Source organism: Candidatus Anaeroferrophillus wilburensis (genome assembly GCA_016934315.1).
GTDB classification, from domain to species: Bacteria; Desulfobacterota; Anaeroferrophillalia; order Anaeroferrophillales; family Anaeroferrophillaceae; genus Anaeroferrophillus; species Anaeroferrophillus wilburensis.
In genome coordinates, this window is sequence record JAFGSY010000039.1 from 30,505 (window position 1) to 46,148 (window position 15,644).

The following is a 15,644-nucleotide window of genomic DNA, read 5'->3' on the forward strand; positions in this document are numbered from 1 at the left end:
GTTATGGCTGTTGATATGTGGCCGCTACTGCCATGGACGCTGCCGGCAATTTTAGCCGGTCTGTGGGTGGTCCCCATGGCGTGCGCAGTTTAGAACTTGACTTAGCCGGTTACTTATGGTTTAAAACCCCTCTAAAATCAATCATTTTGGTCTTTGAAAATATGGATGTTGACCTTTTTTCCTATGACCTGCCACCAGGGCATATCGCCCAGCATCCTCTGCCGTCCCGCGATCAGTCCCGGATGCTGGTTCTCGGTCGTCAGCAGGAGGATGTTCATGACAGCCGGTTTTGCCAACTTGCTTCATGGCTGGAGGCTGGAGATCTTTTGGTCTACAATGATACCAGGGTGCTGCCAGCTCGCTTGCTGGGCCGCAAAATGACCGGTGGGCAAGTGGAAGTCTTTCTGCTTGACTATCAGCATGGCAGCCCCACCGAGGAAGTCTGGCAATGTCTGTACAAGTCCTCCAAATCAGTTCGTTTGGGGCAGGAGATTTGTTTTGGTGAGGAGATGCGCGGGCGTGTTGTGGCTCCTTCGACTGCCAACCCAGGGGCTATCACGCTGCTGACGGATCAGGACAGGACAGTTCGGAAGGTTATTAATGCCATCGGCAAGGTACCTTTGCCTCCCTATATCAAACGAGATCCCGGGGATGATGATCGACACCGCTATCAGACTATTTTTGCCGAGGTGGGCAAGCAGGGAGCCGTTGCTGCTCCCACGGCAGGACTTCATTTTACGCCGGAGCTGCTCGCCAGCCTGAAGGCGGCCGGAGTCCTGTTTGCCCCGCTGACGCTCCATGTGGGGCTGGGTACCTTTTCACCGGTGAAAGCTGCCGTGGTGGAAGATCACCAGATTCACCGGGAGTTGTTCGAGATTTCCACCACTACTCTGGAGCGCATTGCCGAAACAAAAAGCAAGGGCAAACGGGTCATAGCCATCGGCACCACGGTTACCAGGGCGCTTGAGTATCAAGCCAGAACCGGCCACCAGCAAGGCTGGTGTGATCTGTTCATCTATCCAGGCTATATCTTTCAGGTCATTGATGGTTTAATTACCAATTTTCACCTTCCCCGTTCTACTTTGCTGATGCTGGTAGCCGCCTATGCCGGCCGCCAGCGCATGCTAGCAGCATACCGTCACGCGGTCAGGGAGGGATACCGTTTTTACAGCTATGGCGACGGAATGCTGATACTCTGATGAATTGTTTTTCTCTGACTGCCAATGATCAGGGCAGTGCCGCCCGTTTGGGACGATTGCGCACGGAGCATGGGGTTATTGAAACGCCTTGTTTTATGCCGGTGGGAACCAGGGCGACCGTTAAAGGGATAACTCCTTTGCAGCTGAAGGAGGAGATCGGTGCCCAGATCATTCTTGCCAATACCTACCATCTGTTTTTGCGTCCCGGCCATCAGCTGATTGCCGATCTTGGTGGGCTGCATTCATTTATGGGGTGGGACGGGCCAATCCTCACCGACAGCGGTGGTTTCCAGGTGTTCAGCCTTTCATCCCTGCGTACGCTTGAAGAGCAGGGGGTGACGTTCCGCTCCCCGGTGGATGGCAGTCGGCATCTCCTGACTCCTGAACGGGCAATTGAGGTGCAGGAGGCCCTGGGTGCCGACATTATTATGGCCTTTGATGAATGCACCCCCTATCCGGTGGATTTTAAACGGGCCAGGGAATCTCTCCAGCTGACCGCCCGCTGGGCCCGGCGCTCCAAGGCAGCTCGCCGGCGGTCTGACAATCTGCTTTTTGGCATTGTTCAGGGGAGTATGTTTGAAGAGCTGCGTCGTGAAAGTGCGGATCTGACCCTGGAGGTTGATTTTGACGGCTATGCTGTCGGGGGGCTCAGTGTTGGCGAGGAGAAAGCCCTGATGCTGGACATGATCCGGGTGACGTCTCCCATGCTGCCGCCTGATCGTCCCCGCTATCTTATGGGCGTGGGCAAGCCGGAAGACCTGGTACAGGCGGTGGCGGCCGGCATCGATATGTTCGACTGCGTCCTGCCCACCAGAAACGCCCGTAATGGCATGTACTTTACCTGGCAGGGGCCGCTAAGTATTAAACAAGCACGTTATAAGGCGGATGCGTTGCCCGTTGACGAGCAGTGTTCCTGTTATGTCTGCCGCAACTTTTCACGTGCTTATCTGCGTCATCTGTTCATGGCATCTGAAATTCTGTCATCAGTACTGGCAACGATCCATAATCTTTATTTTTATCATCAATTGATGGCAAAGATCAGAGATCATCTCCAGGCCGGAACATTTACCGCGTTCATGGACGGCGTCCTGCCACTGTTGCTGTCCGGGGCCGGCGAGCGAAAAGCATAACGCAATCAAGCATTAGTGATTATTTATTAACATTAAGTAAGGAGAGATCGTATGTTAGGAGTAGCATTTGCCATGGCACAGAATCCTGCCGGGGGTGGACCGGCCGGTGGTCTTGAAGGATTAAAGGCTTTTTTCCCCCTTATCCTCATGTTCGCGATTTTTTATTTTCTGCTCATCCGACCGCAGCAGAAAAAGCAGAAGGAACATAAAAACATGCTGGCCAATCTCAAACGGGGAGATGAGATTGTGACTGCCGGTGGCTTAATGGGCAAGGTTACCGCCATCAGCGATCGGGTGGTTACGATAGAAGTGGCGGATAAAATCCGAGTGCGGATTCTCCGCAGTCAGGTAATGACCATTGTTCAGGGTGATCTGTCATCATAACCGTTACGCGTTTGCTGCAGGAGTTATCCGATTATGATTAAAAGTGTTAAGCTTCGCCTGCTGATTATCCTGGCCACCATTATCCTGGCAGGGGTTTACCTGATGCCGTCGGTGGTGTCCGACCTGCCTGACTGGTGGGGGAAGGTGCTGCCAACTGATAAGATCCATTTGGGTTTGGACCTTCAGGGTGGCATTCATCTGCTGATGGAGGTTGATGTTGAAAAAGCCCTCTCTGCTTCAACCGACCGGGTAGCCGGAGAAATGCAGCGCCTGCTGCGTGATAAAAAGATTGATTTTGAGCAGGTGAAGCAAGTTGATGCCGGAACGTTGTCCATTGTTCTTACCCATGCTGGGGATAGTTCGGTGATAAAAGATCTGCTGGGGAATGAAATGCCTCAATGGCAGATGATGTCTGCGGAGGAGCAGGTGGTCAGTTATCGGGTTTCCAGTGATGAGCGCCGGCGGATTGAAAAGCTTGCCATTGACCAGGCCGTGGAAACCATGCGCAACCGCATCGATCAGTTCGGCGTTTCCGAGCCGGAAATCAGACCCCAGGCAGACAACCGGATTTTGGTGCAGTTGCCCGGCATCAAGGATACCAGGCGGGCCATTGATCTGATCGGTAAAACGGCACTGCTTGAGTTCAAGCTGGTGAGTGAATCGTTTGATCCCCGGAACCTGGAATCAGGTACTCTGCCTGATCACCTTGAGGTCTTGTACCAGCAGGAATATGATCCGGTGACCAAGAAAGTGGTCCGTCAGGTTCCTTTTGTGCTGGAGAAGGAGTCCCTGATGACCGGCGAATATATTGCCGATGCCAAGGTTCGCTTCAACTCCCAGTTCGGCGAACCCTATGTGGCGATGGACTTTAACTCCCAGGGGGCGAAGCTGTTTGATCGGATTACGGCTGAGAACGTTAAACGGCGGCTGGCGATTATCCTCGATAATCATGTTTATTCTGCCCCGGTCATCCAGGAGCGGATTGCCGGTGGCAAGGCTCAGATCAGCGGCCGTTTTTCCGCCAAGGAAGCACGCGACCTGGCCATCGTGCTGCGGGCCGGGGCCTTGCCGGCACCCATCAGAATTCTTGAAAAAAGAGCGGTGGGTCCCTCTTTGGGCCATGATTCGATCCGTAAGGGCCTGATATCCATGGTTGTTGGTGGTCTCCTGGTAGTTCTGTTCATGTTTGCCTTTTACCGTCTCAGCGGTTTGGTTGCCAACCTCGCGCTGGTACTCAATATGCTCTTCATTCTGAGCATTTTAGCATTGGCCAAGGCCACCCTGACCCTGCCGGGTATCGCCGGCATTGTTCTGACCATCGGTATGGCCGTTGATGCCAATGTCCTGATTTTTGAACGGATCAAGGAGGAACTGCGGCTGGGCAAGACCCCCCGGGCTGCCCTTGACAGCGGCTACGGCAAGGCATTTTTGACCATTATGGATGCCAATATAACGACCTTGATTGCCGCCATTGTCCTCTATCAGTATGGTACCGGCCCCATCAAGGGGTTTGCCGTTACCTTGTCCGTCGGGATTATTTCCAGCTTGTTTACCGCCATTTTTGTTACCCGGCTGGTGTATGATTTTATTCAGGAGCGGAAAGCCCTGAAACGGTTAAGTATTTAAGGTGAATCAGCAATACCGCATCGTTTTGGAACGACTGGACGTTGTCCTCCGGCCGGTGGAACTGTGAGGTTATACCCGGTTCCTATTGAGTGGTGATCGCTGAAAATTTCATGATAATACGATCGTTGATGACCTGATGCACTACCTTATTTTTCAAGGAGCATGCCAATGCAGTTTATTAAGCCTGGAACAACCATTGACTTTGTCAGTCGGAGATTCCTTTTCCTAAGCCTTTCAGCGGCCGTCATTGCGATTGGCCTCATATCCCTGATCTTCCATGGTGGCTTGAATTATGGCATCGATTTTGTCGGGGGTACCCTCGTGCAGGTGAAGTTCGGCCAGGCAACCACGCCTGATGCCATTCGCGATGCCCTTCAGGGTCTTGACCTGGGCAATAGTACCATCCAGCAGTTTGAAGAGGCGGAGGGGGGGGAATTTCTCATCAGGGTGGAGAAATCAAAAGCTGATCTGGTGGATCTCTCTGATGAGATCAAAGGGGCTCTGGATATACGGTATGGTCCCGGACAGGTGGACATCCGCCGGGTTGAGATGGTTGGTCCCAAGGTTGGCGAGGATCTGCGCCGCAAAGGGATATTTGCCATTATCTACGCCATAATTGGTATTCTCGTATATGTTACTTTCCGGTTTGAATTCAAGTTTGCCGTCGGTGCGGTAGTCGCGCTGGTGCATGATGTGCTGATTACCGTGGGGCTCTTTTCACTGCTCAACATGGAGTTCAGCCTGCCGATTGTTGCCGCCCTGCTGGCCATCGTCGGGTATTCGCTCAACGATACGATCGTCGTCTATGACCGGATCAGGGAAAACCTGCGTAAAGCGGGGCGCAAAACCTATGAGGACGTTATCAATGCGTCGATCAACGAAACCCTGAGCCGGACAATTCTGACCTCCCTGACAACGTTATTGGTTCTGATCAGTCTTTATTTCCTCGGCGGCGGTGTCATCCATGACTTTGCCTTTGCCTTGATTGTCGGTGTCGTGGTGGGGACCTATTCTTCCATCTTTATTGCCAGTCCGGTGGTCATTGCCATGCGCAAGATGAAATTTCTGCAGCGCCAGAACCAAAAGGTCTAAGTGGGGATGAACGACTGATGATGCGCCTTGCAGAAATATTTACCAGCCTCCAAGGGGAGTCCACATTTGCCGGACTCCCCTGTGTTTTTGTGCGCTGCGCCGGCTGCAATCTTTGCTGCTCCTATTGTGATACCACCTATGCCCGGGAGTATGCAGCGGGCCGGGAAATGACGATTGATGAGGTTGTCGCGCTGGTTCTTGCCGAGGAGGTGCCAATGGTGGAGATCACCGGCGGGGAACCCCTGCTCCAACCTGAAACCCCCCGGTTGATCGATCGTCTGCTGGCGGCCGGTAGAAAAGTGTTGCTGGAAACCAATGGTTCCCAGGATATTTCCAGGATCGATCAGCGGGTGCAGATTATTCTCGATATTAAAACCCCGGGGAGCGGGATGGCTGAATGTAATCGTCTGGAGAACCTTTCCAGCCTGGGGGATAACTGCCAGGTGAAATTCGTCCTGACTGATGAAGATGATTTTTGGTGGAGCCGTGATTTTATCCGCTTACATCTGTCATCCGTCAGCGAAATTTTATTCAGTCCGGTGCACGGTCTGCTGGCTCCCCGGCGGCTGGCGGAGCTGATTCTCCAGGAACAGCTGCCGGTCAGGCTGCAGTTGCAGCTGCACCGGCTGTTATGGCCCGGAGAGGAGCGCGGAAGATAATGGCGGAAAAGAAAGCGGTAATCCTGCTCAGTGGTGGTCTTGATTCGGCCACGGTGACCGCCGTGGCTAGAGCTGAGGAGTATCATCTCTACTGCCTGAGTTTCGACTATGGCCAGCGCCATGCGTTTGAACTGCAGGCGGCGGAGCGGGTGGCCGCCTCTATGGGAGCGGTGGAACATCTGATTCTGCGGTTGGACTTGGGGAGAATCGGAGGGTCTTCACTGACCGATCATCGCTTGGCGGTACCGAAGGGAGGAGTGCATCTGCTGACCGGCGAGATTCCTTCCACCTATGTTCCAGCCCGCAACACCATCTTTATTGCCCATGCGGTTTCCTGGGCTGAAACCCTGGGAGCCCGTGATATTTTTCTAGGGGTTAATGCCCTTGACTACAGTGGCTACCCCGATTGTCGGCCGGAGTATGTGGCAGCCATGGAACGGGCGGTGAATCTGGGTACCAAACTGGGGGTACAGGAAAAAGCCCCCTATTTTCGCCTGCAAACTCCCCTTATATCACTTCGTAAACAGGAAATTATCGCCCTGGGGCTGCGTCTAGGAGTGGATTATTCACTGACCCACAGCTGCTATGAGCCTGATGGCCGGGGAAATCCCTGCGGTCTATGTGACAGTTGTCGTTTGCGGTTGGCAGGGTTCAAGAGCAACGGTTTGGCTGATCCGTTGCCCTATCAGGATCAAATGCGGGAAAGCTGAATAATATCCATCACTTTTTTCATGGTCTGCGGATTGCCGGCGGCGACGATCGGGTGAGTTTTTTCCAGATCAAGGGTCAGCTCATTAAGGTTTTCCCCCAGCATGCCGGTGATAACTCCGCCAACCTCCTCAAGAATAATCTTGCCGGCAACATAATCGATCGTCCGTGAAGGGATGGGGTAGAAAAAGACATCAATGGTGCCGGCGGCCAGGTAGCAGATGTCGAGGGCGGTGGAGCCAAGGGAGCGGGCCCGTTCAAACATTTCCAGTAAGGGCTCAATTCTTTTGAGCCCGGCTTTGTTGTGGGCCGCTTCAAAAACAAAAGCCCGGGGAATATCAACCTGTTTGGCGTTTATGGCCTGCTGGTTGAAAAACGCCCCTGAGCCTTTGCTGGCATGGAATTCATCACCGTTTGCCAGATTCTTGACGTAGCCAAGGACCACATCCCCGACCGTACTGCCGGAGGCCACCGCCATGGCGGTGGCATAGTAGGGAATTCCCTGGCGGGCGTTGAAGCTGCCGTCAAGAGGATCAATGACGATACGCCAGTGAGGATCCTCGCCGAAGGTTCTGGTCCCCAGTTCTTCCGAAATCAGGACAAAATCAAAGCCGTAGTTGGTATGCAGAGTTTCCAGCTTGTCGAGGATGATATCCTCGGCAAGCTTATCTATCTTGAGGGTCATATCGCCGCCGGCTCCCTTGCCCATGATCAGGGCACCTTCGCTGGTGCCGGCGTACCGCCCCATCGCATTGCTGATTTTACTGCTCAGACTGCGAAAGGTTTCAAGCCAAAAATCAAGATCCATTACCGCTACCTCATCACTCTTATTTTCAAGCTGTCTACCATATTCTCCTGGGGATGGCAAGATGGGGATATTTTCTCCTTGCCGTTCCTCTATCTTTACACTATTATTATTTACAACCATCGTTTGGCGGGGTGCATGTTGCCAACCTCGAGGCTGGAAAAGGCATTAACCAGACAACCTGGTTCCCGGCCGGCGGGCGGCATCATCAATGCTGTCCGGGCGATGGACTATGAGGATGCCCCACTCATGGGGTGCTCCAGACTGCATTCGACCTTTGCTGTTTGCCAATGTCCCTGAGGTGGAAGAACACTGATGATTCACCAGTTTGATTTTCTTGTTATCGGCAGCGGTATTGCTGGTCTTTTCTATGCCCAGCAGGTTGCTCCCCATGGGACGGTGGCGGTGATTACCAAAAAGAAGAAAAAGGATTCCAATACCAATCTGGCCCAGGGCGGCATTGCAGCGGTCGTCGGGCAGGGCGATTCCTATGATTCCCATATTGCGGATACCCTGCAGGCCGGGGCCGGTCTTTGTCATCGAGATGTGGTTGAAATGGTGGTCCATGAAGGGCCCCAGCGCATCAATGATCTGATTCAACTGGGGGTTCAGTTTACAGAGTCGTCCTCTGGCTGTACGTATGATCTTACCAGAGAGGGGGGGCATTCAAACCGGAGGATTCTGCATGCGGCGGACTGGACCGGCAGGGAGATTGAGAAAGCCTTGATCAACCACTGCCAGGAACATCCGCGGATTACCATTTTTGAGGACATGGCAGCCATCGACCTCCTGACTTCCAGCAAATATTTGGATGTTCCGCCCCAACATGACTGTTGTTGGGGGACGTATGCCCTGGAATGCAAGACCGGTATGGTTCATACTTTTCTTGCCCGACAGACGGTGATTACCACTGGTGGCGCCGGCAAGGTATACCTTTTTACCACCAATCCTGATATTGCCACTGGTGATGGGGTGGCAATGGCCTCGCGGGCCGGCGCCCGGATTGCCAATATGGAGTTTTTTCAATTTCATCCCACCTGTCTTTATCACCCGAAAACAAAAAACTTCCTTATTTCTGAAGCGGTCCGTGGTGAAGGTGGGATCCTGCGCCGCCGTGACGGCCAGCAGTTTATGGGACGCTACAGTGCGGCCAAAGAACTTGCTTCCCGCGATATTGTTGCCCGGGCAATTGATAATGAGATGAAGTCAACCGGTGACGATTGTGTCTTTCTCGATATTACCCACTTGTCCCGGGATTACATTCAGAAGCGTTTTCCCTTGATCCATTCAACCTGCCTCCAGCTGGGCATCGATATTACCCGTGAACCGATTCCGGTGGTTCCAGCCGCCCACTATCTGTGCGGCGGTATCGTTGTCGACCATGATGGCTGTAGCTCCCTGTCCCGGTTATTTGCCTGTGGCGAAGCAGCCTGTACGGGATTGCACGGAGCTAACCGATTGGCAAGCAATTCGCTGCTGGAAGCGGTCGTCTATGCCAGTCGGGCCGCCCGGGCTTCCGTGAACGCCCTGGCTGCTGACCGCCAGTCGGTTCCCAGATTTCCCGACTGGGTGTATACGCAGCGAAGCGATGTCGATGAAAATGTTATTATTTCCCATAACTGGGATGAAATTCGCCGGCTGATGTGGAGCTATGTGGGGATAGTTCGTTCACAGAAACGATTGTTGCGGGCCAAACATCGTATTGATCTGCTTCATAATGAGATTCGTGAATTTTACTGGGATCACGTGCTGTCCAGCGACCTGTTGGAACTGCGCAATATTGCCGTTGTTGCCGACCTGATTATCAGCGCGGCCATGTATCGCAAGGAAAGCCGAGGTCTGCACTATAATATTGATTATCCCGAGAGGGACGATGCCGATTGGCTGGTTGATACAGTCCAGGTGGCCGGCCAATGCTTCAGCCTTCCTTTACATCCTGACCACCTTTCCTGATTATTTTTATGTGGGCGGTTGCCAACCCTGGCTGCCGCTTTCAGCCTTTTTCCCGGTTTTGATAGCGGCGTCCGGATGGCAAGGTGCTCAGCCCTTTCACTGTTGCCGCTGCCAGCGATTCCCGGGCGGCACCATCTTCGATGAAGAGTTAGTTCCTTTCTGCAGGAGGATTTCTCCCCGACAGACTGGCTCCACAAGTTCCCTCTTGTAGAGATGGACAAGGGAGAGTGATGCTTTGGTCGCCAGTCGGAGCAGTTCACCATCGCTGATGGCTCCACCGATGTTCCATGACCAGTTGGTTACCTCATCGGCAAATCCGGCAGGCAGATCACCAACCAGGAGCAGATCATGAATCAGGAGATGGCCTCCCGGGACGAGCAGGCTGGCGATATCATGGAAAAACGATGCTTTGTCAACGATAATATTGAAGGAGCCGTTCATAGAGATCAGATCAATGAAAGCGTGATGGTAGGGAAGGTGGCTGAAATCGGCATGAACCAGCTGGATGGTGGTGGCAAGCTGCAGCAGCTCCCGGGCACGCCTGGCCAGGCTGAGCAGCTCCCAGCTCAGATCAAGGCCGAGAAGAGCGGGGTTCAGCTGGCGATCCCCAGCCAGGATGCAGAGGTCAAGCCCGCTGCCGCAGCCCAGGTCAAAAACAACGGATGGCTGCAGATTCCTGATGACCGGCAGGGGGTTGCCGCAGGGGAAACTGGTTCCGATCTGAAAATCAGGCAGGGGCTGGAGGTCTTCGGTGGCATAACCGAGTTCTTCTAAAAGGGCTATGCCGCGGGCCGGGCTGACCCCTCCCAGCAAACCGAGGGGCTGGCGGGCGGCGGCATCATACATCTGGCGTAGTGATTGGCGCAGTTTGAGCTTGAAATCCATTGGAAACGGCTTGTACTCGGTGTATGGCTGTGATATAGCCCCTGAAGATTAGCATGGTATATCAGCAGACTGTGCAGCCTGCAGGCTGCTATAATCCGCAATGACCACCAACAATCCCCGTGCGAACAACGTTGATGCCGTTATATGGTTTTTTCTTTCCCGAAACAAGAGCTAATTTCCTGTACTCTCTCCGACTTGGATTTTACTGATCGCCGGTTCCCTTTTTCCTATGGGCCGTTGCCGGAAACGTTTCTTACTTCCGTTGAACAGATCGGCATTGCGGTGCCGCCCCTCTTGATCCATGGGCCGCGTGGACATGTCATTGTTTGTGGCCGGCGACGTCTGGAGGCAGCCTCGGCTGTTTTTCCGCCGGCGCAAACGATCGAAGCCAGAATGGTTGAGGCTGATGATGAACAACGCCTGTTTTCCCTGGCCTTGTGGGATAATCTCGCTCATCGTTCCTTCAACCTGGTGGAGACTGCCGACATTGTCTGGCGCCTGGAAGAGCTGTACGATGAGCCGACGATCAGGGCTGATTTCCTGCCCCATCTTGGTGTTCCTTCCAAACGACGGTATCTGGAACGTTATCGCGCCATTGTCCAGCTGTCACCCACCATCAGGCTACTGCTGGCCCGGGGGGCGATGGATGGGGAGACGGTTGACATCATAAAGAGCTGGCCGGCGGAAGATCATGAACTGCTGATGACGGTGGCCCATGAGTTGGTTCTGAACCGCAATAAATTGCGTCAGACGGTCCAGAATGTGGATGACCTTGCCCGTCGGGACGGCAAAAAACCCGCACAGGTGATCCATGAGGTTGCCAACTCTCTGCCCGAAGGTTGCCATTCGGCTGCAGATTTCCGCCAGCAGCTGCAGGTCAGGCTGTTTCCCTGTCTCAGTGCGCAGGAAAACCGTTTCCGGGAGTTCTGCTCATCTCTGCAGCTGCCCCGCCATGTCCACTTGGTCGCGCCGCCCAATTTTGAGGGTGACGAATATACCCTGGAGATCCGTTTTCGTTCGCCAGCGGAGTGGAGATCTGCTTGTAAGTGGGTGTCAAATCTTGAGGGTAACAGGCTTGATGAGCTTTTTAATGACTGATGGCTTCGTAACAATGATACCTTCTTTGTTGCGAAGCGTCCTTTCAGGGTTGTACTGGATGGTTGCCGGTTTTTTACGGCGTTTTGCCCGTTGCTACGAGTCCATCAATGACTAAAAGCATGTTTCAGCCGACCCGGGTGCTGGTGGAGCAGGATGCCTTTTCCTACCCTTACACGGAAGAAATTCTCCAGCGGCTGCCAGCCGCGGAGGTCGTTACCATCGGCCATCCTGACCAGGAGTTGTTCCATGAACTGGACTTTTCGCCGGCCAAAACCCTGCTGTTGATGGTTCACCGGGGTAAATTTTTCAAACCCTGTCCGGGGACGGCAGAGAACTACCGCTGCTGTCTTTACCAGATCCTCCATCTTGGCTTGGGCTGCAGCATCGGCTGCAGTTATTGTGTTTTGCAGGGGTATCTGAATAACCCCTTCATTACCCAGTTCGTCAATCTTGACGATGCTCTGCGTGAGCTTGATGAGGTGTTCAGCAGCCACCCTGACTCTTTTTTCCGCATCGGCACCGGTGAGTTCACCGATAGCCTGTTCATGGACCCCCTGACCCGGTTGTCGGCAAAGCTGGTACCCTATTTCGCCCGGCAGACACACGCCGTGCTGGAGTTGAAAACCAAAAGTGTAGCGGTGGACAACCTGTTGCAGCTTGAAGGGGAGGTTGGCGAAACGATCGTTTCCTGGAGTCTGAATGCACCGTCGGTGGTTGCCCGGGAGGAGCTGGGGGCGCCATCGCTTAAACAGCGACTGGCAGCCGCTGCCCGCTGCCGGCAGCGTGGGTATCGCATCGGTCTGCACTTCGATCCGCTGGTATTTTTTCCTGGCTGGCAGCAGGAGTATCGTGAAACGGTACGGTTGATCTTTGATTATCTTGCTCCTGATGATATTATCTGGATCTCACTGGGGGCGTTTCGTTATCTGCCGCCGATGAAAGAGGCGATCAAAGAGCAGCACCCCGAGAGTAGCATTATCTATCAGGAATTTGTCCGTGGACTGGATGGTAAAATGCGTTACTTCTCCGGTATTCGCCGTGCCATGTATCGCCATCTGGTGGCCGAAATCAGGCAGCATGCCCCCGATGTGTTTCTCTATTTCTGCATGGAACATGAACGGCTCTGGCTGGATGTCTTCGGCTATGCGCCGACTGACAACCAGCAGCTCTCTCTCTGGCTTGACCGGTGCTGCCATCGCTATCCGGCACAAAAATAACAACTCCGCTACTGGAAGGATGATGATTGGCATTATCACTGCTTTTCGCCATGAACTTGCACCGCTGCTGGCTGCCCAGCCGTGGCGGCAGGAATCTTATGACGGACGATCTTTTTACCGCCGTCAGTTACAAGGCTGCGGGGTGGTTGCCACCTCATCCGGACTAGGAAAGGTGATGGCCGCTTCCACCTCGCAACTGATGATCAGCCGTTTTCAGCCGCTTATACTGATCAATGTCGGTTCCTGTGGCGGGGTTGCCCCGCATCTGAAGATTGGCGACCAGGTTTTGGCCTCGTCGGTTGTTGAATATGATTTTGCCAGCCTGCATAAAGATGTTCCCCGCCTGCAGTGTGCGCCGTCGCTTGTTGAAATGCTGGCTGACCGGGTTGCCGGACTCCATGTGGGCCCGGTGGCTTCGGCCGACCAAAATGCTGATACACCAGCAAAAAGGGCCTGGCTTCATGAACAGTTTCAGGCGTTGGCAGCTGATTGGGAGGGGGCGGCGGTGGTTCGGGTTGCCCGGCGCAATGGATTGCCGGCGCTGGTATTACGCGGTGTTACTGATGTGGGTTCGGATGAGCTGGAAAAGGAGTTCAGTGCCCATGTGGATGAGGTCTTGCCGTTGCTGGCCGATACCATGGAAGTGATGCTTGAGGTGCTGGCTGAGTTGATCCGCACCGGCGTCATTCCACGTAGCGAGGCTTAAACAATGGCCGTCAAGCATTTCAATCCGCCGCAGCTTATTGTCATCAGTTTTATGGTGGCAATTATCTTCGGCAGCATGGTGCTCATGCTGCCGGCAGCGGTGAACGGACCGCCTTTGAGGTTTATTGATGCCCTCTTCACCTCAGCGTCGGCAGTGTGTGTCACCGGACTGGTGGTGGTTGATACCGGCACCCGGTTTACTCTGTTTGGTCAGTTGACGATTCTCGCCCTGATTCAGCTGGGCGGGCTGGGGATTATGACGTTTTCGGTGGTTTTTGTTCTGCTGCTGGGGCGCAAGCTGGCATTCCGGGAGAAGCTGCTGATCAGCGATGCCTTTTCTCACCTGCCCGTCAATGATATCCGCTACCTGGTGAGACAGATACTGCTTTTTACGGTTGCCATTGAGGGGTGTGGGGCGGTCATCCTTTTCTGCTGCTGGCTGCCTGATTTTTCCTGGCCCCATGCCGGCTACCTGGCTGTTTTCCATGCGATTTCAGCCTTTTGCAATGCCGGCTTTTCCCTTTTCAGTGACAGTCTGACAAGCTATCGCCATGATATTTTTGTCAACCTGACGGTCATGGTACTGATTATCGCCGGCGGCCTGGGATTTCTGGTGATCATGGAAATCCCCTATGTTGTCCGTCAGCGGCTGCGGCATCAACGGGTGCGGCTGACCCTGCACAGCAAGCTGGTTCTGCTGGTGACAGTGCTCCTGATTGTTGGTGGAACATGCTTGCTTTTTCTCACTGAACAGGTGCATACCCTGAGTGAACTATCGCCGGGCAGGGGACTGCTGGCGGCAGCTTTTCAGGCGGTCAGTGCCCGCACTGCCGGCTTCAACACTCTGGATATCGGCTCTTTTGGCAATCCTTCCCTGTTGATCGTCATCCTCTTGATGTTTGTCGGTGCTTCTCCGGGCTCCTGCGGCGGTGGAGTCAAGACAACAGCTTTCGGGGTTTTCCTGCTGATGTGCTGGAGCCGCTTTGCCGGTCGGGATACGGTCAACCTTTTTGGCCGTACTTTTCCCCCGAGCACGATTGTTGACGCGTTGACCATTATTATTACCGCCTCGCTTGTGCTGATAGTATTTCTGTTGGCATTATCGATTTCAGAGGCTCAGCTGCATCTGCCTTTGGCGGTTGAGCATGGTCGTTTTCTCCATCTACTTTTTGAAGAGGTGTCGGCTTTTGCCACTGTGGGACTTTCAACTGGCGTGACCCCGACCCTGACCGACCCGGGAAAATTCCTGCTTGTGCTGTTGATGTTTACCGGCCGGGTGGGACCTTTGACCGCCGTTCTGGTATGGGCCCGCCGCCGTCCCCATGGCAGGTATCAGTATGCCGAAGAACAGGTAATGATCGGCTGATTGATCGGCTGGAGGTTTTTCCATGAGACTGTTTGTGGTTATCGGTTTGGGCAGTTTTGGCTATTATGCCGCAAAACGGCTTTATGCTCTGGGGCAGGAGGTGATGGTTATTGACCATGACAAAGAACTGGTCCAGAGCATCAAGGATCAGGTTTCCCGGGCGGTGGTGGCAGATGCCACGGACCGGGAAAGTCTTGAACGGCTCGGACTTGCTGATGTTGACGTGGCCCTGGTCAGTGTTGGTGACCGGCTTGATACCAGTATCCTGATTACCCTGTATCTCAAGGAGATGGGGGTGAAGGAGGTGGTGGTGAAGGCGGTTACCGATGACCATGGTAAAATACTTGAGAAGATCGGCGCCAGCATGGTGATTTTCCCTGAGCGTGATTCCGGGGTACGGCTGGCAGATCGCCTCGGTTCGGAGAACGTCATTGAGCATTTGCCCCTCAGTGAGGGCTACGGCATCATGGAGATGGCGGCGGATAAAGGCATCATTGGTCAAACACTACGGACCCTCAAGCTGAGAAACCGCTACGGCATCCAGGTTATTGCCATCAAGGAGATGGTGCCCGAGCGGATGCACTTTCCCCCTGATCCTGATTTTGTTATTAAAGACAGTGATATGCTTATTGTCGTCGGTCCGGACGAGGGGCTTGAAGCTCTGAAGAGAAAACCGCTCATATAAGCTGTTCATCCGGCGGTTCGGACGCCGGCAAGGCTGGTCATCGGTTGCCGACCGGCTTGAGATGAGCAAAACTGGCTTGTCGGCCGGGAGTTGATGATTATTGTTCTAAAAATGTGCGAAAGGATAAAGTGA

General features: G+C 53.9%; 15 protein-coding genes. 13 read left to right on the top strand and 2 right to left on the bottom strand.

Annotated elements, in window-relative coordinates; all coding sequences use genetic code 11:
* Window positions 1-161 precede the first annotated feature (161 nt).
* The 7 genes from queA to queC all read left to right on the top strand — a co-directional run bounded on the left by queA (window position 162) and on the right by queC (window position 6,800).
* Entirely contained in the window at window positions 162-1,199 is a 1,038-nt protein-coding gene (gene queA / locus JXO50_10255; protein ID MBN2333470.1) for a tRNA preQ1(34) S-adenosylmethionine ribosyltransferase-isomerase QueA, read from the top strand.
* On the top strand, window positions 1,199-2,329 hold the full coding sequence (gene tgt / locus JXO50_10260; protein MBN2333471.1) for a tRNA guanosine(34) transglycosylase Tgt: 1,131 nt from the start codon (window positions 1,199-1,201) through the stop codon (window positions 2,327-2,329). Before queA ends, tgt begins: the two co-directional genes overlap by 1 nt.
* Before the next feature lie 51 nt (window positions 2,330-2,380).
* Window positions 2,381-2,713 carry a preprotein translocase subunit YajC gene (yajC, locus tag JXO50_10265; protein ID MBN2333472.1) on the top strand — a complete coding sequence of 111 codons (333 nt, stop codon included), beginning with the start codon at window positions 2,381-2,383 and terminating at the stop codon, window positions 2,711-2,713.
* Between the two features lie 33 nt (window positions 2,714-2,746).
* Window positions 2,747-4,339, top strand: coding sequence for a protein translocase subunit SecD (secD, locus tag JXO50_10270; GenBank protein MBN2333473.1), 1,593 nt, complete (start codon window positions 2,747-2,749; stop codon window positions 4,337-4,339).
* Window positions 4,340-4,507: 168 nt separating this feature from the next.
* Window positions 4,508-5,431 carry a protein translocase subunit SecF gene (gene secF / locus JXO50_10275; protein MBN2333474.1) on the top strand — a complete coding sequence of 308 codons (924 nt, stop codon included), beginning with the start codon at window positions 4,508-4,510 and terminating at the stop codon, window positions 5,429-5,431.
* A gap of 20 nt (window positions 5,432-5,451) precedes the next feature.
* On the top strand, window positions 5,452-6,090 hold the full coding sequence (locus JXO50_10280) for a radical SAM protein (GenBank protein MBN2333475.1): 639 nt from the start codon (window positions 5,452-5,454) through the stop codon (window positions 6,088-6,090).
* The gene (gene queC, locus JXO50_10285) at window positions 6,090-6,800 is read left to right on the top strand and encodes a 7-cyano-7-deazaguanine synthase QueC (protein ID MBN2333476.1); all 711 of its coding nucleotides are present in this window, start codon (window positions 6,090-6,092) and stop codon (window positions 6,798-6,800) included. The genes JXO50_10280 and queC overlap by 1 nt, the downstream gene beginning before the upstream one ends.
* Here queC and JXO50_10290 read toward each other — a convergent pair.
* Window positions 6,782-7,606, bottom strand: a complete 825-nt coding sequence (locus tag JXO50_10290) for a hypothetical protein (protein MBN2333477.1) — start codon at window positions 7,604-7,606, stop codon at window positions 6,782-6,784. The genes queC and JXO50_10290 overlap by 19 nt on opposite strands.
* Before the next feature lie 312 nt (window positions 7,607-7,918).
* On the opposite strand from JXO50_10290, the gene nadB reads away from it, so the two are divergent.
* The gene (gene nadB / locus JXO50_10295; protein ID MBN2333478.1) at window positions 7,919-9,556 is read left to right on the top strand and encodes an L-aspartate oxidase; all 1,638 of its coding nucleotides are present in this window, start codon (window positions 7,919-7,921) and stop codon (window positions 9,554-9,556) included.
* Between the two features lie 96 nt (window positions 9,557-9,652).
* Here nadB and JXO50_10300 read toward each other — a convergent pair whose 3' ends face one another.
* Entirely contained in the window at window positions 9,653-10,441 is a 789-nt protein-coding gene (locus JXO50_10300) for a methyltransferase domain-containing protein (protein MBN2333479.1), read from the bottom strand.
* Between the two features lie 144 nt (window positions 10,442-10,585).
* Here JXO50_10300 and JXO50_10305 point away from each other — a divergent pair, with 144 nt between their 5' ends.
* The 5 genes from JXO50_10305 (at window position 10,586) to JXO50_10325 (ending at window position 15,512) form a co-directional block, all read left to right on the top strand.
* The gene (locus JXO50_10305) at window positions 10,586-11,539 is read left to right on the top strand and encodes a ParB/RepB/Spo0J family partition protein (protein MBN2333480.1); all 954 of its coding nucleotides are present in this window, start codon (window positions 10,586-10,588) and stop codon (window positions 11,537-11,539) included.
* Between the two features lie 107 nt (window positions 11,540-11,646).
* Window positions 11,647-12,756, top strand: coding sequence for a DNA photolyase (locus JXO50_10310; GenBank protein ID MBN2333481.1), 1,110 nt, complete (start codon window positions 11,647-11,649; stop codon window positions 12,754-12,756).
* 19 nt (window positions 12,757-12,775) lie between these two features.
* Complete coding sequence (locus tag JXO50_10315; protein MBN2333482.1) at window positions 12,776-13,462, top strand: 5'-methylthioadenosine/S-adenosylhomocysteine nucleosidase; 687 nt, start codon at window positions 12,776-12,778, stop codon at window positions 13,460-13,462.
* 3 nt (window positions 13,463-13,465) lie between these two features.
* Window positions 13,466-14,827, top strand: coding sequence for a potassium transporter (locus JXO50_10320; protein MBN2333483.1), 1,362 nt, complete (start codon window positions 13,466-13,468; stop codon window positions 14,825-14,827).
* Between the two features lie 22 nt (window positions 14,828-14,849).
* The gene (locus JXO50_10325) at window positions 14,850-15,512 is read left to right on the top strand and encodes a TrkA family potassium uptake protein (protein MBN2333484.1); all 663 of its coding nucleotides are present in this window, start codon (window positions 14,850-14,852) and stop codon (window positions 15,510-15,512) included.
* Window positions 15,513-15,644: the final 132 nt, after the last annotated feature.